Here is a 23098-nt window from a genome sequence, read left to right on the forward strand (position 1 = left end):
CCGCTCCCCCACTTGGAGGCGTCCCCGCCATGGACCAGCCCCAGCCGCCCGGCACCCCCGACCCGTCCGGGCCCCGTCCCTCCCGCAAGACCGTGCTGCGGGCCGCTCTCGCCGCCGGGGTGGCCCTGCCCACCGCCCTGATGGGTGTGCCCGCACTGGCCAGGACGGCCCGCGACAGCGACGTGCCGCCGCAGCTCACCCCCTCGTGCGACGACGGGGACGACCCGACCCCGGCGCAGACCGAGGGCCCGTACTTCAAGCCGAACTCGCCGCGCCGCACCTCGCTCCTGGACGGCAACCCGCCCGGGACCCGGCTGACCGTGACGGGATACGTGTTCGGGCTCGCCTGCCGTCCGATCGCCAACGCCCTGCTGGACTTCTGGCAGGCGGACGTCAACGGGGCGTACGACAACACCGGCTTCCGCTTCCGGGGCCACCAGTTCACCGACGCGCAGGGCGCGTTCACGCTGACGACGATCGTGCCGGGCCTCTACCCGGGGCGCACCCGGCACATCCACGTCAAGGTGCAGGCCCCCAACCGGCCCGTGCTGACCACGCAGTTGTACTTCCCGAATGAGCCGCGCAACAACACCGACAGCATCTTCGACGCCCGCCTGCTGATGACGATGCGCACCAACGGCCCGGCCAGGGAGGGCAGTTACGACTTCGTGCTCAACGTCCCGCAGGGGCCGGGCCCGACCGACCCGCCGACCACCCCGCCGCCGTCCGGCACCTGGCGGGCGGGCACGGCGTACAAGGCGGGCGACGGCGTGACGTACGGCGGGCGCTCCTGGGTCTGCCTCCAGGCGCACACCGCGAGCGCCGGCTGGGAGCCGCCGAACGTGCCGGCGCTCTGGCGCGCGGCGTAGGGGCCGACGCCCCGGGGCGCGGTGCGGAGCCGGCGCTCCCGCGCGCGGTGCGGGACCTGTTCACGGCCGGGGCGGCGGATGCGGCGCCCCGGCCGGCGGGGCGATCCTCGTCCGGGGCCCGGTGGGCACGGCGGTGTCCACCGGGTCCTCGGTCGTGACGCGGGCGTGCGTGCCGAGGGCGGCGTCGCGCCGGGCGCCCGGGTCCCAGCCGGTGTCCACGACCCGCTTCTGCACGACGATCGCGCCGGCCAGCAGCACCAGGCCGACCAGCAGGATCAGGGCGATCGCACCCGCACCGCCGATCTTGGCGACGTTGCCGACGACGGAGCCGAACCAGCCGAAGTCGGCGTCGCCGAAGGTGGTGTTCTCCTTCCCGAACGCGCCCAGGACCTTGAGGAGGAGGGCCGGGAGGAAGGTGATGAGGACGCCGTTGAGGAACGCGCCGACGACCGCTCCCCGGCGTCCGCCGGTGGCATTGCCGTAGACGCCCGCCGCGCCGCCGGTGAAGAAGTGCGGCACCAGGCCGGGCAGGACCAGGGCGAGGCCGAAGGCCGGGTGGAAGATCCAGGCGAGCAGGCCGAGGCTGATGAGGCCGCCGGTGAAGCTGGAGAGGAAGCCGATCAGGACGGCGTTCTGGGCGTACGGGAAGACGATCGGCGCGTCCAGTGAGGGCACCGCGCCGGGGACGAGCCTGCCCGCGATGCCCTGGAAGGCGGGGACCAGCTCGCCGAGGATCGTGCGGACGCCGAAGAGGATGACGGCGACGGCGATGCCGAACTGGAGGCCCTGCATCACGGACTTCATCAGGTAGTTGCCGACGTCGGTGGCGGCCGCCCCGTCGCCGAAGGCCCGGAAGGCGACGTCCTGGCCCGCCTTCACCAGGAGGACGACGGCCATGATCAGGTAGATCAGGACCATGGAGAGCGCGGTGGCGACCATGGAGTCGCGCAGGAAGCGCAGGCCCTCGGGGAGGTTCATCTCCTCGGTGCTGCGGCTGCGCCGGCCCACGAGCTGGCCGGCCGCCCCCGCCGTGATGTATCCGGCGGTGCCGAAGTGGCCGATGGCGACGCTGTTGCTGCCGGTGACGCGTTTGGTCCAGGGGTGCGCGAAGGCGGGCAGGGCCACCAGGAGGATGCCGAGCAGTATGCCGCCGACGAGGACGACGGCCACGGAGCCCTGGCCGGCGGTGGCCAGGACCATGGTCAGCAGGGTCGCCATGAAGAGCATGTGGTGGCCGGTCAGGAACACGTAGCGCAGCGGGGTGAAGCGGGCCAGCAGGAGGCTGACGGCGAAGCCCACGATCATCAGCCAGGCCACGCGCGCCCCGAACCGGGCCTGGGCGATGCCGACGATGGCCTCGTTGGTGGGGATGACGCCGTGCGCGCCGGTCGAGCCCTGGATCATCTCGCCCAGCGGGGCGAGCGAGCTGACGACGAGGCTCGCGCCGGCGCCGATCAGCAGGAAGCCCAGCGTCGCCTTGATGGCTCCGCCGACGACCTGCCCCGTCGACTTGCGCAGGGCGATCAGGCCGACGGCGGTGATGATGCCGATGAGGTAGGCGGGTTGGCTGAGGATCTCGTTGACGAGGAACTTCGCGAGGGGAACGAGCCAGTCCATGGGGCGGGGCCTCCGTGCCGTGGGTCCGTGGTCGGACGTCGCCGTGAGTCCGTGATCAGACGTCGCCGTGGGTCCGTGGTCAGACGTCGTACGTGTCGCGCAGGACGCCGTCGACCTCGGTGGTGCTGGTGAAGTCCTCGACGACCTTGACCGGCACGCCCACGTCGCCGAGGGTGCGGGCGATCTCGCGCGAGGTGAGGATCGCGACGGCCTCGGATGCCTTGCCCTTGGCGGAGATGGTGTCGGTGGCCTCCACCGTCACGAACCTCGACCACTTCCAGCGGTCCAGCACCTGTTCCAGGGTGTTCTTCAGGAAGAGGCTGGTGCCGACGCCGTTGCCGCAGACGGTGAGGATCTTGTGCATGCCGGGGGCGGCGGGGCGGTCCTGCGCCGGGGCGGCGGGCGCGGCCTGCTGCACCGGGCGTACGTCGCCCTGCCGCGCGAGCACGGCGTGCAGGGCCGTCGGCGTAGGCGCTTCGTGCAGGGCGCGGGAGGTTTCCGGGTCGCCCAGGAGGCGGGCCAGCGAGGCCATCGCGGCGGTGTGCGCGGCGGCGTCCGTCGCGGCCAGGGCGACCACCAGGGTCACCGGGTCGTTCGTCTCGTGCCCGAAGTCGACGGGCACCGCCAGGCGCACCCAGGACATTCCGGTTCGCCGCACGGCGGGCGACGGGCGGGCGTGCGCGAAGGCGAAACCGGGGGCGATGACGAGGTACGGCCCGTTCTCCTCCACGTTCCGGATCATCTCGTCCGTGTAGGCGGCGGTGGAGGTGCCGGTGGCGACGAGCAGGTCGCCCGCGTCCCGGACCGCGTGCTTCCAGTCCGTCGCACGGATATCGAGTCGTATCGCTTCTGGCGGAAGTAGATCACTCAATGCCGACATGAATCCGATATTTGCACAGTCCTGAACGTGCGGCGCGACCGGAGCACATGGGTAGAGAAAGAGGGCACTCGCTCCGCCGGTACGTAGATCGATGTCGGATTTCACGAGGATCACCGAGCCCGAGGGGGGCCGCCCGTGCGCAGTGTGGGAGTGGAAGAGGAACTGTTACTGGTCGACAGCGACGGAACGCCGAGGGCGGTGTCCGGCGTCGTGCTGGCGGCGTTGCCCGACGGATCGACCCTGGAGAAGGAACTGCACCGGGAACAACTGGAGATCGCGACCCGGCCGCGCCACACCATCGAGGGGCTGGCCGCGGAGGTACGGCGCTGGCGCGGGGAGGCGGCGGCCGGGGCGCGCCGCGCGGGGGCGGAACTCGCGGCGCTCGCGACCTCGCCGCTGCCGGTGAACCCCTCCATCAACTCCGGGGACCGCTACCGGCGGCTGGAGGAGGAGTTCGGGCTGACCGCGCTGGAGCAACTGACGTGCGGCTGCCATGTGCACGTGTCCGTGGAGTCCGACGACGAGGGCGTCGCGGTGCTCGACCGGATCCAGCCGTGGCTGCCCGTGCTGGTGGCACTGAGCGCGAACTCGCCGTTCTGGCAGGGGCGCGACACCCGGTACGCCTCGTACCGGAGCCGGGTGTGGGGGCGGTGGCCGTCCACCGGGGCCACCGAGCACTTCGGGTCCGCCGAGAACTACCACCGGCAGGTGCAGGGGATGCTCGCCACCGGCACCCTGCTCGACGAGGGGATGATCTACTTCGACGCCCGGCTGTCGCGGCACTACCCGACGGTGGAGGTACGGGTGCCGGACGTCTGCCTGGAGGCGGACGACACCGTGCTCATCGCGGCGCTGGTGCGGGCGCTGGTGGAGACCGCGGCCCGGGAGTGGGCCGCGGGCGGCCCGCCGGACGACACCGGGGTCGGGCTGCTGCGGCTGGCCTCGTGGCGGGCGGCGCGGTCGGGGCTGTGCGGGGAGCTGGTCGACCCGGTGACGCTAACGCCGGCGCCGGCGGAGACGGTGGTGCGGGCGCTGCTGGCGCACGTGGCGGAGGCGTTGCGGGACAGCGGGGACATGGAGCTGGTGAAGGAGCACTGGGAGGTGCTGCTGGAAAGGGGGAACGGGGCGCATGTGCAGCGGGAGCTGTTGAGGAGGACGGGGAGTTTGCGGGGGGTGGTGGAGGAGTGTGCGAGGCGGACGGTGGGGTGAGGGGGCGGGCCTCCTCCCGGTGCTCCCGGTACCGGGGAGCTGAGCTCCGCCCGCCCGGGCGAGGGGGTCCCCAGCCCCGCCCCTTCACCTGAACCCGCGGGGCAGTGGAGGGTTCCCGTGCGGGTGCGTCGTGGCTGAGCGCGGTTCCGCGCGCCCCTGAAGGGGTACGGAGGTGGCCGCCGCCCGCGCGGCGGAGTCGCAGATCGACACAGCCCCGCGCCCCTGAAGGGGTACGGAAGTGGCCGCGCCCGCGCGGCGGAGCCGCAGATCGACACAGCCCCGCGCCCCTGAAGGGGTACGGAAGTGGCCGCGCCCGCGCGGCGGAGTCGCAGATCGACACAGCCCCGCGCCCCTGACGGGGCGCGGCCAAGCAGGTCGGCCCCTGGCGGAGACCCCCCCGGGGGGCGGCTCAGCCCGAGGGTTCCTCGACGGAGTGGTCGTCGGAGGACGCGTCCTCCAGGCCCGGGCCGTCGACCGTCGCGCGGGGGTCGTCGTCGGGGGTGGCCTGCTGGTCCGGGAGGTCGCGGGGGATTCCCGGGGGCTGCTCCTCGGGGCCGTCCTGACGGCGGTCTTCCATGGGAGGGGTCCTTTCAGCGAGACGGTCGGCGGGGTGCCATCGCGCCGCGTACCCGGGCGGAGGCGGGCCATGCGTCCGGCGTCTGACCTGCCGTTCTGCGGAAAGGGCGCGCCTCGTAGAGTGCGGGGATGCCCCGCAGCAGCCTCCGTGGCGCCCCGCTCCCCCGCTTCTCCGCCCTCCGCTCCCCCTGGGCCGCGCTTCTCGTCTGGGGGCTGACCCGGCTCTGGCTGGTGCCCGCCGCGCTCAAGCTGGCGCCGCTGGACGGCGACGGAACGCTCGACCCGTCCGTGGACCGGGTGTACCGGGGGTGGTTCGAGGTCCTGTCGGGCGGGGCGTTCCCCGCGCACGACGTGAGCTGGCAGTACCCGCCGGGGGCCGCCCTGCCGATCCTCGCGCCCGGGGTTCTGCCGTCCCTGGACTACGGGCTCGCGTTCATCGTGACGGCCGCCGTGACGGACGCGCTGGTGATGGCGGGGCTGCTGTGGCTCGTGGTGCGGCGGGGGCGGTCGGTCGCGGCGCCCTGGCTGTGGGCGGTGGCGCTCGCGGTGCTCTCCACCGTGCCGTGGAACCGGTTCGACCTCCAGGTGACCGCGATCGCCATGGCCGCGCTCGCCGTCGCCGCCTCCCGGCGGGCCTGGGCGGACCGGGCGTTCGGGGCGCTGGTCGCGCTGGGGGCCCTGGTCAAGGTGTGGCCGGTGCTGCTGCTGGCGGGGACGGAGCGCGGGCGGCGCACCCGGCGGGCATGGGGCGCGGCGGCGGTCGCCGGGGCCGGGCTGCTCGCGGTGTTCGCGCTGGCCATGCCGCACGCGCTGTCGTTCCTCACGGCGCAGAAGTCCCGGGGTGTCCAGATCGAGTCGGTGGGGGCGCTGCCCTTCCACGTCGCCCGGCACCTGGGGTGGAGCGGGACGTGGAAGGCGAAGGACGGGTCGCACGAGTTCGTGGGGCCGGGGGTGGAGACGGTGTCGCTGGTGATGCAGGGGCTGACCGTGCTCGCGCTCGGCTGGCTGGTGCTCTGGCGGCTGCGGTCCCGCCGGTCCGCCCCCTGGCTGCTGCCGGACGCGGCGCTCACCGCCGTACTGCTGTTCGTCGTCACGAGCCGGGTGATCAGCCCGCAGTACCTGATCTGGCTGGTCGGGCTCGGCGCCGTGTGTCTGCTGTGCCGGGAGACCTCGCAGCGGCCCGTGGTGGCGCTGATCGCGGTGGCCTGCCTGTTCACGACGCTCGGCTTCCCGCTGCTGTACCGGGAGTTGCGGGACGACGCCGACCCGGTCGCGATCGCCAACCTGTTCGTGCGGGACGGCCTGCTGGTCGCCGCCGCGGGCTGGTCCGCCGTACGGCTGTGGCGGGCGGGGCGGGCGGGGCGGGTGGGGCACTGACGCCCGTCGGCGACCGAGGGCCTTTGGCATATGCCAGGTGCACCACCGGATCGAGTGTTGCCAAACGCCTTACGGGGCCCCCACCCCTGTGCCAGAGTCTTAACGGTCGACTTCCCGCAGACCGTCTCGTAGAGCTCGCACAGATCGTTTCGGCCACTGCCCGTATCGGAGTACGCCATGCCGTCCCCCCTGTTCGCGGACCGATCCGCGCCGCAGCCTCCCGAGCGGGGCGTGGTCGACGCACTGATCACGCAGACCCGCCGGCTGCGCGGGGACATGGACGCGGTCCGCAGGGACGCCCCGCTGGACCTCGGCGACGACGCACAGGTGCGCTGGCAGCGGGCACTGTGCGACCTGGCGGTCAGTCAGCTCGACGAACTCGGCGCGCACCTGGGGCAGTTGAAGGACGGCCTGCCGCCCCTCCCCTCCGCCGAGCTGCCCGAGCAGCGCGCGGGCGGCGGACAGCCCGCCCTCCTCTCCCGCGTCGGCAGCGCCGAGTGGAACCTGCTGACGGACGAGGTGAGCTGGTCCGACGAGCTGTACGAGATCTTCGGACGCACCCGCGCGGACGGCCCGCTCCCGCTGGACGAACTGCCGTCCATGCTGCTGCCCGACGACCAGTGCCTGCTGACCGCCATGGTCACCGACTGCCTGGTCGACGGAAAGCCGATCGACGGCGAGTTCCGCATCCTCCGCCACGGCGACGGCGCGGTGCGCACGCTGCACATGATGGGCGAGCCGGTCCTCGACGACGAGGGCTGCACGGCCTCCATGTGGGCGGTGCTGCGCGACGTGAGCACGCTGCGCCGCACCCAGCGGGCCGTCCGGGACAACCAGGACTCGCTCCAGCACGCCCGGCGCCTCGCCCAGGCCGAGCGCACCGTGGCCGTACAGCTCCAGGAAGCGGTGCTGCCCGCCTGGTGCGGCGCCGCGCCCCCGCTCCCGGTCACGGACACCCTCGACCTCGCCGCCCATTACCTCCCCTGCGCCAGCGGCGAACTCGTCGGCGGTGACTGGTACGACGCGATGGAGCTGCCCGACGGCAAGCGGATGCTGACCGTCGGCGGGCTCACCGGTCACGGCGTCACCGCCACCTCCTCCGTGGCGATGCTGCTGGGCGCGCTGCGCGGCCTGGCGCTCGCCGGTGTGCGGCCCGGGGCCCTGATGGGTCATCTCAACCAGTTGCTGGACTCCTCCTCCGCCCACCCGTCGCCGGGCAGTGCCGTGTGCTGTCAGTACGATCCCGCCACCCGCCTCCTCACCTGGGCGCAGGCCGGTCACCCCGCGCCGCTGCTGTTCCGCGACGGCCGGGGAACGGCTCTGACCCCGCCGCGCGGCGTCCTGCTGGGAGCGGCGAGCACGGCGGCGTACGAGCAGGCGCAGACGACCCTGCGGGCGGGCGACCTGCTGCTCCTGCACACGGACGGGCTGTCCCGGCGCAGCGCGACGGACGACGAGTGCCGCGGCAGGCTGCTGTCCCTGGCCCCCCGGTTCGCCGGCGCCCACAGTGCCCGCGAGTGCGTGCGGCTGGTGCTGGAGGAGTTCGGCGGGAGGGAACGGGAAGAGGACGCCTGTGTGCTGGCCGCCAGGATCGGCGGGTAGCCGCACGTCCGGACGAGCCGTGTCCTGACCCGTGTCGGCGTGCTGTCGGCGTGCCGTGCGGAGGGTGCGGTGCGGGTGTCCCGCAAGGGGGCCGCTAGACGGCTGCCCCCGCTCCCCTGGCCCCGCCGGCCTTCTTCGGCATCACACGCTCCAGTTCCTTGCGCAGGTCGTCGATCATGGGGTAGTCCGCGTACTGGGCGGTGAGCCGGTACATGCTGCGCAGCCGGTCCCAGGTGCGGTGCGAGGAGGTCTCGCCCATGGAGTTCAGCGCGAGCCGGGCGTAGCGGTCGGCCTGGTCGGGGTCGTTGCCGATGAAGCACGCCGAGGCCATCGAGATGTGGTCGAAGAGCTTCGAGCGCTGACGGCCGTCCGGCCGCAGCTCCAGGGCGAGCCGGGCGTGCCGCTGGGCGATGGCCGCGGCCGACGGCTCGTGCTCGGCGAGCGTACGGAACGCCAGGGCCTGCATGCCGTGCAGGTCCGCCTCGTCGAACATCTGCATCCAGTTCGGCGCCGGTGTCTTGCCGTCGTCGGAGACGAACAGCTCCTCGGCCTCGCCGAGCGTGCGCCGCATGGCCTGGCCCTGCCCCATGGAGGCCTGCGCCCAGGCCTCGATGGTGTGCAGCATGGCGCGCGTGCGGGGCAGGGCCTGTTCGCCGGAGCCGGACTTGGCGAGCTTCATCAGGTCCAGCGCGTCGTCGGGCTTGCCCAGGTGCACCATCTGGCGGGCCGCCCGGGACAACGCCTCGCCGGCGCGCGGACGGTCGCCGCCCTCGCGGGCCGCGTGGGCGGCGATGACGAAGTACTTCTGCGCGGTGGGCTCCAGGCCGACGTCGTGCGACATCCACCCGGCGAGGACCGCCAGATTGGCGGCCACCCCCCACAGCCGTCGTTGCAGATGGGCGGGCTGGCGGTAGGCGAGCATGCCGCTCACCTCATTGAGCTGGCCGACGACCGCCTTGCGCTGGAGCCCCCCGCCGCGCGAGGCGTCCCAGGCCCGGAAGACGTCGACCGAGCGCTCCAGGGCGGTGATCTCGTCGGCCCCCACGGGAGCCGCTTCGTACAGGTCGTACCCGGCGCGTTCCACGTGCAGGGGTTCGTTGACGCGCGGCCCGTCGGCCGCGAGCTTGGGGTCGGTGTGCAGCCAGTCGTACATGGCGCTGGTCAGTGCGGAGCCGGCGGCGAGCGCGGCGCCCACGCCCACCAGGCCGCGTCGGTTGAGCATGAGGTCCATTCCCGTGAATTCGGAGAGGATCTCGGCCAGTTGCTCTGACGTCCACGGCACGCCGTCGGGGTGCTCGGTCTTGCCCGGGGCCCGTCGTCGTCCCGTGCGGCCATGGCGAGTGAACCCGAGGTCCTCGATGGTCACGACACGGCCGAGCCGCTCGGTGAACAGGGCCTCCAGCACCCGGGGCACGGGATCGCGGGGGGACTCCCCCATGTCGATCCAGCGCCGTACCCGTGAGGTGTCGGTGGCCAGTTGGGGGTGGCCCATGGCCGCCGCCTTCCGGTTCACCATTCTCGCGAGTTCCCCCTTGGACCATCCGGTCAGTCCGAACAGGTCGTTCAGGCGGGTGTTGGGTTCTCCGCTCACGTCAAGCCCCCAGGTTCTCGGCTGACTTGACACTAACCCGCCGCGATATGCGTCGCGACTATTCGCCAGGGTTCGCCAGGGTGCGCCAGATGGTGTGCCACCCGCGGCCGGGTCTTAGGTAGAAGTGCGCCACCCCGGCCCGGCAGCCGGCTCGTACTCCCCAGGGTGCGGACCGTCCGCCGGGGCGGGTGGCGCACGCAACTCGTCGGCACACGAAGGGACCTGTACCGCCCATGTACACAGCATCGTCCTCCGTGTCCGCCCCGCCCCGGCCGCACCGTCCGCTGGTGGCGGGCAGCGGACCGTATCTCGATCCGCACCACGCCGCTGCGGGCACCGGGCGGGCGCGGCGCGCGGCGGGGACCGGATCCCAACCGCTGAGCGGGAGACTCGACTTGTCCGGCCCCCAGGGCGCACAGCTTCGGTCCGCTCTCGCGTCGGTGCACCGGATCTGCCCGGAGTTCCAGCCGGTGCAGGTGCTGCGCCGCAGCGGGCGGTCCGTCCTGCTCGTCGGCACCGTGGGCCGCACGACCGCGGTCGCCAAGTGTTTACTCGACAGGTCCGAGCAGTGGACCGAGAGGTTCCGGCACGAGATAGCTGCCTACCGCGCCTTCGTCCGGCACCGTCCACCGGTGCGGGTACCGCGGCTGATCGCGGCGGACCCCGACCACTGCACCCTGGTGATCGAACGGATGCCGGGCCGGGTGGCGGCCCTGACGCGGCACCCGGCGGAGGCTCCCCCGCGGGCCGACGTCCGGGCCGCGCTCGGCGCGATCGACAAGCTCAACCACTGGCGGCCGGCGGCCGAGATGTTCGGCCAGCCCCTCAACTACGGCAAGCGGCTCACCGACTTCCACGCGCTGGGCCTGTTCACCGACCGCGACCTGGGCGACCTGCAGAAGCTGCTGCACGGCATCTCCCGGTCCGCGCTGCCCTGGCAGTTCTGCCACGGCGACGCCCTGCTCTCCAACATGATCCTCTCCCCGGCCGGTCCCGTGCTGGTGGACTGGGAGCACGCGGGCTGGTACCTGCCGGGGTACGACCTGGCGACCCTCTGGATGATCCTCGGCGACGCCTCCCCGGTGGCACGTCGGCAGATCAGCCAGTTGGCGCAGGCCGCGGGCACGGCCGCCCGGGACGCGTTCCTGGTGAACCTGATGCTCGTGACGACGCGGGAGGTCCGCCGCTACGAGGCGAAGGTGCAGCGCACCATGCGCGAGGCCCCCTCGGCGGGCACGCCGACCGGCCCCGGTGTCCCGCCGGGCGAGGAGCAGCGGCTGCTGCTGCGCCGGCTGCACGACGACTGCGCGCTGGCCCGCCGGGCGGTGCGGGCGGCGGTCGGCACCCGCTGAGGACACCCGCCGCTTTCCGGGCCCGGGGTGGCCGGGGAGCAGCGGTGGTGGAGGGGAAGGGCGGAGGGCAGTGCCTGGGCGCGGGCACTGCCCTCCGCGCTGTGCGGACTCCCCCTTGGGGCGGCTCGGGCCTTGAGAGGGGTCGGGCCTTGTGGGGTTCCGGGTCTTGTGGGACTTCGGCTGGGACTTCGGCTCCTGTGAAGTCCCGGGCCGAAGGTCCTCCGGGGTTCGGGACCTTCGGCCCTTTGTGTGGCAGATGGGCCGCTTTGGTGCTTGTGATGCGTTTCGGGCTCCGGTGCGGGGAAAGCAGGAAGAAGCTCCGGCCGACGCCGGATTTCTTTTCGCACGGAGGTAGGAACACTGTGGGCATCATCGCGTGGATTCTGATCGGTCTGCTTGCCGGAGCCATCGCCAAGGCCCTGATGCCGGGCAAGGACCCGGGCGGCTGCCTGGTGACCATGCTGATCGGCATCGTGGGCGGACTGCTGGGCGGCTGGCTCGGCAAGGTGATCTTCGGGGTCAAGTCGATCGACGGCTTCTTCTCGCTGTCGACGTGGATCGCGGCCATCATCGGCTCGGTGATCGTGCTGGCGCTGTACCGGGTGGTCACGGGACGCAAGGGCTGACGTCCCGGCGGACGGCGCGTGCCGAGCTCCGCGCCGGGGGCGAGCCGTTGTCGTATCGTCCGATCAGGTGGCGTACGCCGACCGGCGGCCGCTGCCCAGCGGACCGCAACACCCTTGCCCCGCAAGGCTTTTGACGGGTAACAGGCCCGCTCACGACATGTCGCTATGCGACGTGCCGTGAGCGGGCCTGCGCCGTTCGCGGGCGGCCGGTGGGCATCATGAGCGGTTCCGCCGCCCGCTGACGTGCCACCGGAGGACGCCTTGCACCGTTCCGTCACCAGAACGGGGGGCGTCGTGGCAGCCGCCGCCCTCCTGCTCGCCCTCGCCCCGCTCGCCGCGTCCGCCGACGCCTTCGCCCCCGTCTCCGCCCTGCGGACGCGTACGGCCCACGCGGCGGCCGATTCCCTGCAACGCGCCTTCGGTACGGCCGCCGAACGGTACGGCGTCCCGGCGGACCTCCTGCTGGCGGTGTCCTACCTGCGGTCCCGCTGGGACTCGCACGGCGGCGCGCCCAGCGTCGGCGGCGGTTACGGGCCGATGCACCTGACGGACGCCCGGACCCCCTGGCCCCGGCTCGCCCCGGGCGCCGGGATGCTGGCGCAGGCCGCGGCGCTCACCGGGCTGCCCGAGGAGGAGCTGCGCACGGACCCGGCCGCCAACGTGCACGGCGGGGCGGCCCTGCTGGCCGCCGCGCACCGCCTGACCGGCGGTGCGCCCGGCACCGGCCCGGAGCACTGGCGGGGAGCGCTGGCCCGGTTCTCCGGGGCCCGGGAACCCGCCGCGGCACGGGCGTACGCGGACGAGGTGCACGCCGTACTGCGGGAGGGGCAGCGCCGTACGAACGACGACGGTCAGCACGTCGTCCTGCGGGCGGACCGCAGTGCCGCTCCCGCCACCGGGGCCGCCGCGCCCACCGGCTCCGCGGAGTGCCCGGCCACGGTGTCCTGCGAGTGGGTCCCCGCGCCGTACAAGAGACTTGACGGTTCGTCGGACGGTGATTTCGGCAATCACGACCTGGCTGACCGCGACCGAACGGGCAGCGTCGACTACATCGTCGTGCACGACACCGAGGGCTCCTGGAACACCGCGCTGCGGCTCGTGCAACGGCCCGACTACGTGTCCTGGCAGTACACCCTGCGCTCGTCCGACGGGCACGTCGCCCAGCACGTGCCGCTGAAGGACGTCGCCTGGCACGCCGGGAACTGGTACACGAACGCCACCTCGGTGGGGCTGGAGCACGAGGGATTCCTGACCGCGCCCGACGCCTGGTACACGGAGGCGATGTACCGCACGTCCGCCCGGCTGACCCGCCACCTCGCGGAGCGTTACGACATCCCGCTCGACCGGCTGCATGTCATCGGCCACGACAACGTGCCCGGCGGCACTCCGGAGGCGGTGCGCGGGATGCACACCGATCCCGGCCCGTACTGGGACTGGGCGCACTACTTCGAGCTGCTGGGCCGGCCCTTCGTGGCGACGGCGGGCCCGGACAGCGCGGTGGTGACCGTACGGCCGCGGTACGAGACGCACCGCCCGGCGTACACCGGCTGCGGCAAGCAGGCGGCGCAGCCGTGTCCCGGGCACGCGTCGGGCGCGGTGCGGCTGCACACCGCGCCGGACGCCGAGGCCCCGCTGGTGCGGGACGCAGGGCGCGGCCGGGACTCGACCATTCAGGTGAACGACACCGGGGCCCGGGCCTCGACCGGGCAGAGCTTCGCGGTGGCGGAGCGGCGCGGGGACTGGACGGCGATCTGGTACCTGGGGCAGAAGGCCTGGTTCGCGAACCCGGCCGCGCGGCCGACCGCGGTGAACACCGGGGCCCCGCTGCTCACCCCGCGCGAGGGGCGGGAGTCGATCGCGGTGTACGGCAGGGCCTACCCGGAGGAGTCCGCGTATCCGGCGGATGTGCCGGCGCAGCCGGTCGTCCCGCTGCCGTACCGCGTTCCCGCAGGTCAGCGGTACGTCATCGGGGAGCGTACGCGCGGTGCGTACTTCCACGCGAAGGAGTTCGGGAAGCCGGGGCGGGTGATCCGGGGCGAGGAGGTGTACTACGAGATCCAGTACGGGCACCGGATCGGGTACGTGAAGGAGTCCGACGTGCGGGTGCTGGGCGGCTGAGCCGCCCGGCCCGGGTGCGGACCGCCGCGGGTCAGCCCTGGAACATCTCCGCCGGGAGCGGCTTCAGCAGCGCGTACAGGTCGTCGGTGATCGGCCGGTCCCAGCTCGCGATGGTGACCAGCACGTTGTCGCTGCGGTCGAACTGCACGCAGGAGATCCGGCTCTCGGAGAGCTTGAGGCGACGCACGATGAGGAGGTTGTCGCCCTGCATGACGGGCACGTCCTCGGTGCTGACGACCTCGACCTCCTCGTCGTTCTCCAGCGCCAGCAGGAGCTGCGCGACCTCGAAGGGGACCTGCCTCTCGCCGAGCTCGCGGGCCGGGGCCCCCTCGGGGAGGTTTCCGATGACCATGGCGGGGCCGCGCCCGCCGAACAGGTCGTAGCGCAGGAAGACGCCCTGGCAGGTGCCGTCGGGGGCGGGCAGCAGCCCGGCGCCGAGGTTGCCCGGCCAGTCGCCCGGGTCCATCGCGAGGACGTCGAAATCCGGCCCCGTGGGCGTGGCGGAGGGGCGGCGGCGGAGGAAGGACATGCGGACATGGTACGTGGCCGGGGCGGGCGGCGTTCAAGTGGTGGGCCCTCCCCCGGCGGCCCCTCGGGGGGTGGGGGTCCCGGGCACGACGGCTGCCCCTCGTCCCGTGCGGTGCGGAGCGGGCGGCCGGTGCGGTCTTCGGGGCGGGAGGAGCGGGCGGTGGCCGGTGTGCGCCCCGGGGACCCGGTTCTCGTCCCGCTTCCGCGGCGCTCGCCGTGCGGGGCGTGCCGGGGTGCCCGCGCGGTTCCCCGCGCCCCTTTCCAGGGCTCTGCCCGCCCTCGGGCGCCGGCGGGCGGAGCGGACTGGATCATGGGGCCGGAAGGCGCCCGCACCCACCGTCGCCGTCCCGCCCGGGCGGTCGTCTCGTGCCCGTGCCTCCGGATCGACACCTACTTTTTTTCGTCAGGTTTCACATCAGGCACACAAATGCTGCACTCAGGAGTGAATATGTGAGTCAACAGCGTGCGTCGACGGCTCCCCGTGCGGGGGCCGCCGCCGTGACGGGGGTGGGGGGCCGCCCGGTGCCGCTGCACCGTGGGGTCCGTTCGGGAGGGAAGCACACCGCATGAAACGTCTCAGACGTCAACGCGCGCTCGGCACGGGGGCATTGCTGCTGGCCCTGGGCCTGTCGGCGGCACCGGCGGGCGCGCTCCCGCTTCCGGCCGGGACGGCCGAGGAGCAGCCGCGCGTCGACCTGCGCGTGCTCGTCGTCAGCGACGGCGGCCCCGGCACCGCCGCCGTCGCCGCCGAACTGGAGGGCGCGGGGACTCCGTACACGACCGTCGAACTCGGCGACGCGCACCGGCCGTTGATCGACGCGGCGTTCCTCGCCGACACGGTGGACGGGCGGCCCCGGGCGAAGTTCCAGGCGGTCGTGCTGCCGAACGACAACCCGTTCCCGGCCGGTTCCGCCGAGATGGCGGCGCTGGTGGCGTACGAGAAGACGTACGCGGTGCCGCAGGTGGACGCGTACACCTACGCCTCCCCGCAGAACGGTCTCCAGACGCCCCTCTACAGCGGGTCCGTGGACGGCGTGCGCGCCGAGGTGACGGCGGCGGGCCGCGGCGGGCCCTTCGGCTATCTCGAAGGGGCCGTGCCGTTCGAGGACAACTCGCCGACCGTGGGCGAGAGTTACGCGTTCCTGGCCCGTCCGGCGGCGGGGGCGGACTTCACGACGTACGTCGAGGCCCCGATCCCCGGCGGCACCGGCACGGGCAGTCTGGTCGGCGAGTACCGGCACGACGGGCGGCGCGAGCTGGTCGTCACCTTCGCGTACAACCAGTACCAGCAGCAGTTCCGCCTGCTGGCGCGCGGCATCGTCGACTGGATGACGCAGAACGTCCGGCTCGGCGCGGCCCGCAACTACTTCGCCGTGCACGTGGACGACGTGTTCGCCGCCGACGACCGCTGGGACGCCGCCCTCAACTGCACACCGGGCGACGTGGACTGCCCGCCGGGCCAGGGGCGGCCGAACCCGATCCGGATGACCGCGGCCGACGCCGGCCACGCCGCCGACTGGTCCCGCGCCCGGGACTTCACCCTGGACATGGCGTACAACGGCGGCGGCAGCGTCGAGCACCGGGAGAACAACAACGGGGCCGACCCGCTCACCGACGCGTTCGTGGCCCGGCGGGACGACTTCCGCTGGATCAACCACACCTACGACCACCCCTTCCTCGGCTGCGAGCAGAACGTCTCCTCGGTGCCGTGGACGTGCGCGAAGAACCCCGACGGGTCGGTGAAGTACGTCAGCCAGGCCGAGACGTCCCGGCAGATAGCCGACAACCGGCAGTGGGCGGCGGCCGCCCGACTGCCGGTGGCGAACGACGAGTTGGTGACCGGTGAGCACTCCGGGCTGAGGGTCTCGCCGCAGCAGCCCGAGGACAATCCGAACCTGGCCCCCGCGCTCGCCGCGCAGGGCATCGGCTGGCTCGGCTCCGACAGTTCGCGCGAGCCGCAGCAGCGGCAGGTGGGTCCGGCGAAGACCGTCTCGCGCCACCCGATCAACATCTTCTACAACGCGGGCAGGGTCGCCGAGCAGGTCGACGAGTACAACTGGATCTACACCAGGCGCTCCCAGGGCGGCAGCGGCCTCTGCGAGGACCTGGCGAACACGACCTGCCTGCCCGCCCCGCTGGACGCGGCGAGCGGGTTCGCGCGGTACATCGTGCCGCAGGAGATCTCCACCGCGCTGGGGCACGTGCTGGGCAACGACCCGCGCCCGCACTTCATCCACCAGTCCAACCTGGCCGAGGAACGCATCGCCTATCCGGTCCTGGACGGCACCCTGAAGCGCTACGACGACCTTTACACGGCGTCCGCGCCGCTGGTGAACCTGCGCATGCGCGACATCGGCGCCGAGCTGCGCGACCGGGCCGCCTGGAAGTCGGCCCTGGACGCCGGGCAGGTCACCGCGTACCGCGTCGGCGACACGGTGACCGTGCGGGCCCCGGCCGGCGTCCGGGCCACGGCCACCATGCCCGACGGCACCCGCCGGGTGACCGCCTCGGGCACGGACGCCTTCGGGCAGGCGTACGCGGGGACGGTCTCCGGGTGGGCCGCGCCGGACGGCGGGCAGAGCGCGGTGACGCTGCAACTGGCGGAGGCCCCGCGGGCCGGCGCCGCATCCGGGAGGGCCGCCCCGCTCACCTCCCCGCCGCTCCGGGTCCCGCCGCGCGCTCCGGTCCCGCCCGGGGTCGCCCGCCCGGTCCCGCACCAGGCGCAGCGCTAGCCACGCACCACCGGGGGCGCGCACGCCGCCCCCGCCACCGAGGGGTGCGCGCGCACCCCGGCCCCTTCCGCACCCCTTCCCGCCGTGGAGCGCATCGATGCCCGATCCGCACCGCGCACAGCACTCCGGTGCCGTGCGCGTCACCCTCCTCACCGAAGGCACCTACCCGCACCACCACGGCGGGGTGAGCGTCTGGTGCGACCAGCTCGTCACCGGGATGCCGGACATCGGCTTCGACGTCGTCGCGGTCACCGGCACCGGCCGCGAGCCCCGCGTCTGGGACGTTCCCGGCCATGTCCGCGACGTCCGGTCGGTGCCCATGTGGGGGCCCGCCCCCGTCGGCGCGCCGCCGCGCGGCCGTCGGCGGCGGCTGCTGATGGCGTCGTACGAGCGGTTCCTGACGGCGCTGCTCGACCCGGGCGCCGAGGACGGGTTCGCGCCCGCCCTGTACGAGCTGGCGCACGCCGCCCGGGACGGGCTGCTCAGCCCGGCGCTGCGCGGCGACGACGCGATCCGGGTGCTCACCGACGTGTGGAACCGGCCCGGTCTTCCGGTCGGCGAGGCGTCGCCGACCGTGCACGACGCGGTGACCGCCACCGGGCTCCTGGAGCACGCGCTGCGCCCGCTGTCCACGCCCCCGCCGCAGGCCGGCGTCTCGCACGCGGTCAGCGGCGGGGTGGCGGTCCTGCCGGGGCTGGCCGCGCTGCGACTCCACGGTGTGCCGCTGCTGTTGACGGAGCACGGGGTGTATCTGCGCGAGCGCTACCTCGGCTACCGCACCGGCCCCTACCGCTGGCCGGTCAAGGCGGTGCTGCTGGGCTTCTTCCGGCTGCTCGCCGAAGAGACGTACCGCAAGGCCGCGTTGATCACACCGGGCAACCGGTACAACCGGCTCTGGGAGGAACAGGGCGGCGCACCGCCGGAGTTGATCCGTACCGTCTACAACGGCGTCGATCCGGCCGCCTTCCCGCCCGCCGGACCCGAACCGGCCGGGCCCACCCTGAGCTGGGCGGGCCGGGTCGACCCGATCAAGGACCTGGAGACGCTGATCCGGGCCTTCGCCCAGGTGCGGGCGGAGCTGCCGGCCGCGCGGCTGCGGCTGTTCGGCGGCACCCCGCGCGGCGGGGAGGCGTACCGGGAGCGCTGCGAGGCGCTCGCCGCCGAGCTGGGGCACGGCGACGCGGTGACCTTCGAGGGCCGGGTCGACGACATCAAGGACGCGTACGCGGCGGGCAACGTGGTAATGCTCTCCAGCATCAGCGAGGGGTTCCCCTTCACGCTCATCGAGGCCATGTCCTGCGGGCGGGCCACCGTGTCCACGGACGTGGGCGGGGTGCGCGAGGCGGTCGGCGACACCGGTCTGGTGGTGCCGCCGCGCGACCCGTCCGCGATGGCGGCGGCCGCGCTGGAGCTGCTGCGGGCCCCGGCCCGGCGGGCGGCGATGGGCGAGGCGGCCCGGCTGCGGGTGATCGAGCAGTTCACGCTGCGGCAGACGGTCGACACCTTCCGGGAGATATACGTCGGCCTGGCGTCCGGCACCGCGCGCGCCGCCCGGTCCGACGCCGACCGCTCCGGGGCCGGGCGGCTGCGGCAGGTGGCCGGATGAGCGGCCCGGTCTCGCTGGAGCAGCACCGCGGCAAGGAGGACACGCTGACCCTGCGCCTGGCCTCCCCCTCGCAGGTCACCGCGGCGCTGCGGCTGCCGCGCATCGGCGCGGGCCGCCGGGTGCACCCCGACGACGCGGTGGACGAGCTGGCGGCCCGGCTCGCCGAGCGGATCGGGCCGGCGGTGCACCCGTACGAGGTGGCCGCCCTGCTGGAGTCCGAGGGCCTGACCGGTGAGGCGATCACCGAGAAGTACGGGCACCGGGACCTCTTCTCGCTGGCCGACGACCTCTTCACACGGGTGCCGCGCGACTTCCCGGAACCGCCGGGGGCCGTCGATCCGTGGACGCCGGACCCGGTGCGGTGCGCGTTGCGGGGGGCGTTGTTCGGGCTGCCGGGGCTGGCGTATCCGCTCACCTCCGGGCTGTGGTTCTCCGACGGTGCGGTGGCCGCGCTGGTCGTGGCGGGCCTCGTGTCCTGGGCGTGGAGCCAGGGGCTCGCGCACCGGGCGTACCTGCGGCTGGCCTCCGGGCGGCACGAGGCCGGGCGGACGCTGCTGTACGGGGCCCCGGCGGGCGCGCTGCTGGCGTCGGGGGCGGCCACCGCGCTGGCCGGGCCCTCCCCGGCGGCCCTGTTCGCGGTGTGGCAGTCGGTGTACCTCGCGGCGGCCGGGGTGCTGCTGGTGTTCGCCCGGGAGCGGCTGCTGCTGGCGACGCTGGTGCCGGTGATCGGCGGGGCGGCGGTGCTGCCGTGGGCGGACCCGGGGCCGTGGGTGCGGGCCGGGCTGCCGGCGCTGACCGCCGTGCTGGTGGTCGCCGCGGCGGGCCGGGCGACGCGTGCCGCGGTACGGGAGGACCCCGCGCCCGGTGCGCTGCGGCCCGGCGTGCTGGTGTCGTTGCCGTACGGGCTGTTCGGCCTGGGGGCGGGCGTGCTGGTGATGTGCGCGGGGCTCCGGCATCCGTGGGCGGTGATCGTGCTCACGCTCAGCATGGGCCCGGCCGAGTGGCTGCTCTTCCGCTACCGGGGGCTGTCGGTCGCGGCGCTGCGCCGGGCCAGGACACCGGCCGGATTCCGGCGCACGTCGGCGCTCGTGCTGGGCGGTTGTCTGGCCGTCTACCTGCTGCCGCTGGCGCCGGCGGCGTACGTCGCCGGGGCCGGGATCGCGCCGCTCCTCGCGCTGGCCGCCGTTCTGTGGACGGCGCTGCTCCTCCAGGCGTTCGGAATCGCCTGGATTCCGGCGGCGCTGACGCTGTGCGCGGCGGCCGGGGTGGCGGCGGACGCCCTCCTGCGACCACCGGCGGGCCCGCTGGTGCCGCTGCTGTGGTGCGGGGCCGCGGCCGCGGGGCTGCTGGCGTGCGCGCTGCACCTGCTCGGGCGTCCCACGGCGCACGCCTGAGCCCCTTCTCCCTCCCCGGTCTCCGGGACACCCCGGCCCCCGGGGCTCCTCCGGGGCGACTCCTGCCCCTTTCCTCCCGACAACCCGTAAGGACGCTCACCTTGACCACCTCACCGCTCGCCGCCGTCACCGGGGCCGAGGGCTTCATCGGCTCCCACCTCACCGAAGCGCTCGTGGCCGCCGGGTTCCGGGTGCGTGCCATGGCGCAGTACAACTCCTTCTCCTCCTTCGGCTGGCTGGAGACCCTCGCGCCGGACGTCCTGGACCAGGTCGAGATCGTCCTGGGCGACGTCCGCGACCCCGGTTCGGTGCGGGCCCTGGCGGAGGGCGCGGAGGCCGTCTACCACCTGGCGGCCCTCATCGCGATCCCGTACTCCTACCAGGCGCCGCACAGTTACGTGGACACCAACGTCACCGGCACCCTCAACGTCCTGGAAGCGGTGCGGGCGCTGGGCACCCCGCGCCTGGTGCACACCTCCACCAGCGAGACGTACGGCACCGCGCAGACCGTGCCAATCACCGAGGACCACCCGATCAACACCCAGTCCCCGTACGCCGCTTCGAAGGCGGGCGGCGACCGGCTGGCCGACAGTTACCACGCCAGCTTCGCCACCCCGGTCGTCACGCTGCGCCCCTTCAACACCTTCGGCCCCCGGCAGTCGATGCGGGCGGTCATCCCGACCGTGATCGGCCAGGTCGCGGCGGGCTCGCGCACCATCACCCTGGGCGACCTGCGCCCCACCCGGGACTTCACCTTCGTCAAGGACACCGCGCAGGCGTTCCTCGCGGTGGGCACCGCGCCCGCCGAGGACGTGGTGGGGCGGACCTTCAACGCCGGTACCGGCGGCGAAATCTCGGTCGGCGACCTGGTGCGGCTGATCGGCAAGGTGATGGAGGCCGACCTCGACGTGCGGGAGGACGAGCAGCGCATCCGGCCCGCGAACTCCGAGGTGATGCGCCTGGTCGCGGACGCGTCCCGGCTGGCCGCGGCCACCGGGTGGAGCCCGGCGTACGACCTGGAGCAGGGCCTTGCCGCCACGGCCCGATTCTTCGGCGACCCGGCGAACCTGGCCCGCTACAAGACGGACATCTACAACATCTGACGCAGCGTCACCTCACACGGCGTCACCCCTCGCTCGACTGCGCACAGCACCACTCACCCCGCCGGTTCCGCGTTCCACTCAGGGAGGCCACCATGCACGCTGTGATACTCGCCGGAGGCAAGGGCGTCCGGCTGCGGCCGTACACCACCGCCCTGCCCAAGCCGCTCGTTCCGATCGGCGACCAGCACGCCATCCTGGAGATCGTGCTGCGACAGCTGTCGTCCGCCGGATTCACCAGTGTCACGCTCGCGATCGGGCACCTCGGGCACATCATCCGCGCCTATGTCGGCGACGGCGAACAGTGGGGCCTGAAGGTCGACTACGCCACCGAGGACAGCCCGCTGGGCACCATCGGCCCGCTGCTCAACCTGCGCGACAAGCTCCCTGAGTCGTTCCTCGTGATGAACGGCGACATCCTCACCGACCTCGACTACGCGGACGTGCTGGCGAGCCACCGCGCCTCGGCCGCACCGCTCACCATCGCCACGTACGCCCGTCAAGTCCGCATCGACTTCGGGGTGCTGACCACGCGGGAGAGCGAGGTGGTGGCCTTCACGGAGAAGCCCAGCATGGACTACCGGGTCTCGATGGGGGTGTACGGCGTCTCCCGCGACACCCTCGCGAACTACACCGCCGGTCTGCCGCTCGGCTTCGACGAGCTGGTCCTCGACCTGCTGCGGGAGGGCACTCCCCCGCACGCCTACGCGTTCGACGGCTACTGGCTCGACATCGGCCGCCCGGACGACTACGACCGGGCGAACGCGGAGTTCACGACGCACCGCTCGCTGCTGCTCAAGGGAGCCTGAGGAACGATGCGCGTACTCGTACTGGGGGCGACCGGCTATCTGGGCCGGCACGTCGTGGAGCGGCTGGGGTCCCTCGCGGACGTCCGGCTGCTGTGCGGCGGCCGGGGGCCCGGGGCCGGTCTGCGGGTGGACCTGGGCTCGGTCGGCGTCGGTGAACTGTCGGACGCGGTCGGGGAGTTCGGTCCGGACGCGGTGGTCAACTGCGCGGGCGCGGTGGGCGGTGACGTGGTCACGCTGGCCGAGGTCAACGCGCGCGGCCCGGCCGTGCTGGCGGCGGCCCTGCGCCGGGCCGCGCCCGGGGCCCGCCTGGTCCAGCTGGGCTCGGCGGCCGAGTACGGGCCGACCTCCCACGGCATCCGGGTCACCGAGACCGACCCGACCCGCCCGGTGGGCCCGTACGGGGCCACCAAGCTCGCCGGGACGGTGGCTGTGGCGACCTCGGGCCTGGACGCGGTGGTGCTCCGGGTCGGCAATCCGGTGGGCCCCGGCGCACCGTCGGCGGGACTGCCGGGCAGGCTGGCCGGTGAACTCCTGGCGGCGGGCACGGACGCGGACGCGGTGATCCGGCTCGGCGACCTCTCCGCGTTCCGCGACTTCGTGGACGCGCGGGACGTGGCGGAGGCCGTGGCGCTCGCGGTCACGGCGCCGGGCCCGCTCCCGCCCGTCCTCAACGTCTCGGGCGGCCGGGCCCTGCCGGTGCGCGAGCTGGTCCAGTGCCTGGTCCGCGTCTCGGGCTTCCGGGGACGGCTGGCGGAGAACACGGGGGAGGCGCCCTCGCGCACGGCGGAGGTGTCCTGGCAGTGCTCGGACATCAGCTACACGGGCAGCACCCTGGGCTGGCGCCCCCGGCACTCGCTGGAGGAGTCGGCACGGGCGCTGTGGGAGGCGACGGCACGGCAGCAGGGGCGGCGGGAGTGCGCTCCTCGTGGGGGACACGGGGAGGCGGCGGACGCCGGTCCTGAGCACGGGCAGGGGGCTGGACCGGCCCCCGCGCCGGGTTCCGGGCAGGCCCACGCGCCCGCGGCCCCGCACACGCCGGGCCCGGGCACCGCTCACCGTCCGGGACCGCACGCCCCGGGGGTCAGGGCCGGCTCCCACCCGGACGCCCACGG

General features: G+C 73.8%; 17 protein-coding genes and 1 pseudogene. 13 read left to right on the forward strand and 5 right to left on the reverse strand.

All coding sequences use genetic code 11. The annotated features are described in order from the left end of the window. Window positions 1-29: 29 nt before the first annotated feature. Entirely contained in the window at window positions 30-869 is an 840-nt protein-coding gene (locus ACIP93_RS28400; protein ID WP_345225741.1) for a carbohydrate-binding protein, read from the forward strand. Between the two features lie 60 nt (window positions 870-929). Here ACIP93_RS28400 and ACIP93_RS28405 read toward each other — a convergent pair whose 3' ends face one another. Next, a complete protein-coding gene (locus ACIP93_RS28405) occupies window positions 930-2486 on the reverse strand; it encodes a PTS ascorbate transporter subunit IIC (RefSeq protein ID WP_401763045.1) in 1557 nt (518 codons plus the stop codon). A gap of 79 nt (window positions 2487-2565) precedes the next feature. Continuing rightward, window positions 2566-3366, reverse strand: a complete 801-nt coding sequence (locus ACIP93_RS28410; protein WP_401763047.1) for a PTS sugar transporter subunit IIA — start codon at window positions 3364-3366, stop codon at window positions 2566-2568. A gap of 135 nt (window positions 3367-3501) precedes the next feature. On the opposite strand from ACIP93_RS28410, the gene ACIP93_RS28415 reads away from it, so the two are divergent. After that, on the forward strand, window positions 3502-4575 hold the full coding sequence (locus tag ACIP93_RS28415) for a glutamate--cysteine ligase (protein WP_345225734.1): 1074 nt from the start codon (window positions 3502-3504) through the stop codon (window positions 4573-4575). 409 nt (window positions 4576-4984) lie between these two features. On the opposite strand, the gene ACIP93_RS28420 is transcribed toward ACIP93_RS28415, so the two are convergent. Then, window positions 4985-5152, reverse strand: a complete 168-nt coding sequence (locus ACIP93_RS28420) for a hypothetical protein (protein ID WP_345225732.1) — start codon at window positions 5150-5152, stop codon at window positions 4985-4987. A gap of 128 nt (window positions 5153-5280) precedes the next feature. On the opposite strand from ACIP93_RS28420, the gene ACIP93_RS28425 reads away from it, so the two are divergent. Then, the gene (locus ACIP93_RS28425; RefSeq protein WP_401763050.1) at window positions 5281-6528 is read left to right on the forward strand and encodes a glycosyltransferase 87 family protein; all 1248 of its coding nucleotides are present in this window, start codon (window positions 5281-5283) and stop codon (window positions 6526-6528) included. Between the two features lie 177 nt (window positions 6529-6705). Beyond that, the gene (locus ACIP93_RS28430; protein WP_401763052.1) at window positions 6706-8130 is read left to right on the forward strand and encodes a PP2C family protein-serine/threonine phosphatase; all 1425 of its coding nucleotides are present in this window, start codon (window positions 6706-6708) and stop codon (window positions 8128-8130) included. 94 nt (window positions 8131-8224) lie between these two features. Here ACIP93_RS28430 and ACIP93_RS28435 read toward each other — a convergent pair whose 3' ends face one another. Beyond that, entirely contained in the window at window positions 8225-9721 is a 1497-nt protein-coding gene (locus ACIP93_RS28435; protein ID WP_401763055.1) for a hypothetical protein, read from the reverse strand. A 233-nt stretch (window positions 9722-9954) separates the two neighbouring features. Here ACIP93_RS28435 and ACIP93_RS28440 point away from each other — a divergent pair, with 233 nt between their 5' ends. From ACIP93_RS28440 to ACIP93_RS28450, 3 genes are all read left to right on the forward strand, one after another. Next, window positions 9955-11073: an aminoglycoside phosphotransferase family protein gene (locus tag ACIP93_RS28440; RefSeq protein WP_401763056.1), complete on the forward strand. Its 1119-nt coding sequence runs from the start codon at window positions 9955-9957 to the stop codon at window positions 11071-11073. 362 nt (window positions 11074-11435) lie between these two features. After that, window positions 11436-11699, forward strand: a complete 264-nt coding sequence (locus ACIP93_RS28445; protein ID WP_345225721.1) for a GlsB/YeaQ/YmgE family stress response membrane protein — start codon at window positions 11436-11438, stop codon at window positions 11697-11699. A 294-nt stretch (window positions 11700-11993) separates the two neighbouring features. Continuing rightward, window positions 11994-13817: an N-acetylmuramoyl-L-alanine amidase gene (locus ACIP93_RS28450; RefSeq protein ID WP_401763060.1), complete on the forward strand. Its 1824-nt coding sequence runs from the start codon at window positions 11994-11996 to the stop codon at window positions 13815-13817. A gap of 31 nt (window positions 13818-13848) precedes the next feature. Here ACIP93_RS28450 and ACIP93_RS28455 read toward each other — a convergent pair whose 3' ends face one another. Next, complete coding sequence (locus tag ACIP93_RS28455; protein ID WP_401763063.1) at window positions 13849-14346, reverse strand: hypothetical protein; 498 nt, start codon at window positions 14344-14346, stop codon at window positions 13849-13851. Window positions 14347-14911: 565 nt separating this feature from the next. On the opposite strand from ACIP93_RS28455, the gene ACIP93_RS28460 reads away from it, so the two are divergent. From ACIP93_RS28460 to ACIP93_RS28485, 6 genes and pseudogenes are all read left to right on the forward strand, one after another. Further along, the gene (locus ACIP93_RS28460) at window positions 14912-17077 is read left to right on the forward strand and encodes a hypothetical protein (RefSeq protein ID WP_401763066.1); all 2166 of its coding nucleotides are present in this window, start codon (window positions 14912-14914) and stop codon (window positions 17075-17077) included. Between the two features lie 97 nt (window positions 17078-17174). Next, complete coding sequence (gene pelF, locus ACIP93_RS28465; protein WP_401763068.1) at window positions 17175-18683, forward strand: GT4 family glycosyltransferase PelF; 1509 nt, start codon at window positions 17175-17177, stop codon at window positions 18681-18683. After that, the gene (locus ACIP93_RS28470; protein WP_401763071.1) at window positions 18680-20077 is read left to right on the forward strand and encodes a hypothetical protein; all 1398 of its coding nucleotides are present in this window, start codon (window positions 18680-18682) and stop codon (window positions 20075-20077) included. Before pelF ends, ACIP93_RS28470 begins: the two co-directional genes overlap by 4 nt. Window positions 20078-20178: 101 nt before the next feature. Next, window positions 20179-21180 carry an SDR family NAD(P)-dependent oxidoreductase gene (locus tag ACIP93_RS28475; protein ID WP_401763073.1) on the forward strand — a complete coding sequence of 334 codons (1002 nt, stop codon included), beginning with the start codon at window positions 20179-20181 and terminating at the stop codon, window positions 21178-21180. A 92-nt stretch (window positions 21181-21272) separates the two neighbouring features. Then, window positions 21273-21986: a sugar phosphate nucleotidyltransferase gene (locus ACIP93_RS28480; protein ID WP_345225706.1), complete on the forward strand. Its 714-nt coding sequence runs from the start codon at window positions 21273-21275 to the stop codon at window positions 21984-21986. 6 nt (window positions 21987-21992) lie between these two features. Beyond that, window positions 21993-22880: pseudogene (locus ACIP93_RS28485) on the forward strand (NAD-dependent epimerase/dehydratase family protein); the annotation flags it as partial. Between the last annotated feature and the right edge of the window lie 218 nt (window positions 22881-23098).

Origin of the sequence: Streptomyces sp. NPDC088745 (assembly GCF_044751045.1) — a bacterium.
In the GTDB taxonomy this organism is placed as follows: Bacteria; Actinomycetota; Actinomycetes; order Streptomycetales; family Streptomycetaceae; genus Streptomyces; species Streptomyces cremeus.

What these genes read in the sequence shown, in the direction of transcription:
- ACIP93_RS28455 (WP_401763063.1), bottom strand. Translation starts at nt 14,346, where the DNA reads ATGTCCTTCCTCCGCCGCCGCCCCTCCGCCACGCCCACGGGGCCGGAT.
- ACIP93_RS28470 (WP_401763071.1), top strand. Translation starts at nt 18,680, where the DNA reads ATGAGCGGCCCGGTCTCGCTGGAGCAGCACCGCGGCAAGGAGGACACG.
- ACIP93_RS28420 (WP_345225732.1), bottom strand. Translation starts at nt 5,152, where the DNA reads ATGGAAGACCGCCGTCAGGACGGCCCCGAGGAGCAGCCCCCGGGAATC.
- ACIP93_RS28410 (WP_401763047.1), bottom strand. Translation starts at nt 3,366, where the DNA reads ATGTCGGCATTGAGTGATCTACTTCCGCCAGAAGCGATACGACTCGAT.
- ACIP93_RS28400 (WP_345225741.1), top strand. Translation starts at nt 30, where the DNA reads ATGGACCAGCCCCAGCCGCCCGGCACCCCCGACCCGTCCGGGCCCCGT.
- ACIP93_RS28480 (WP_345225706.1), top strand. Translation starts at nt 21,273, where the DNA reads ATGCACGCTGTGATACTCGCCGGAGGCAAGGGCGTCCGGCTGCGGCCG.
- ACIP93_RS28425 (WP_401763050.1), top strand. Translation starts at nt 5,281, where the DNA reads ATGCCCCGCAGCAGCCTCCGTGGCGCCCCGCTCCCCCGCTTCTCCGCC.
- ACIP93_RS28430 (WP_401763052.1), top strand. Translation starts at nt 6,706, where the DNA reads ATGCCGTCCCCCCTGTTCGCGGACCGATCCGCGCCGCAGCCTCCCGAG.
- ACIP93_RS28460 (WP_401763066.1), top strand. Translation starts at nt 14,912, where the DNA reads ATGAAACGTCTCAGACGTCAACGCGCGCTCGGCACGGGGGCATTGCTG.
- pelF (WP_401763068.1), top strand. Translation starts at nt 17,175, where the DNA reads ATGCCCGATCCGCACCGCGCACAGCACTCCGGTGCCGTGCGCGTCACC.
- ACIP93_RS28405 (WP_401763045.1), bottom strand. Translation starts at nt 2,486, where the DNA reads ATGGACTGGCTCGTTCCCCTCGCGAAGTTCCTCGTCAACGAGATCCTC.
- ACIP93_RS28440 (WP_401763056.1), top strand. Translation starts at nt 9,955, where the DNA reads ATGTACACAGCATCGTCCTCCGTGTCCGCCCCGCCCCGGCCGCACCGT.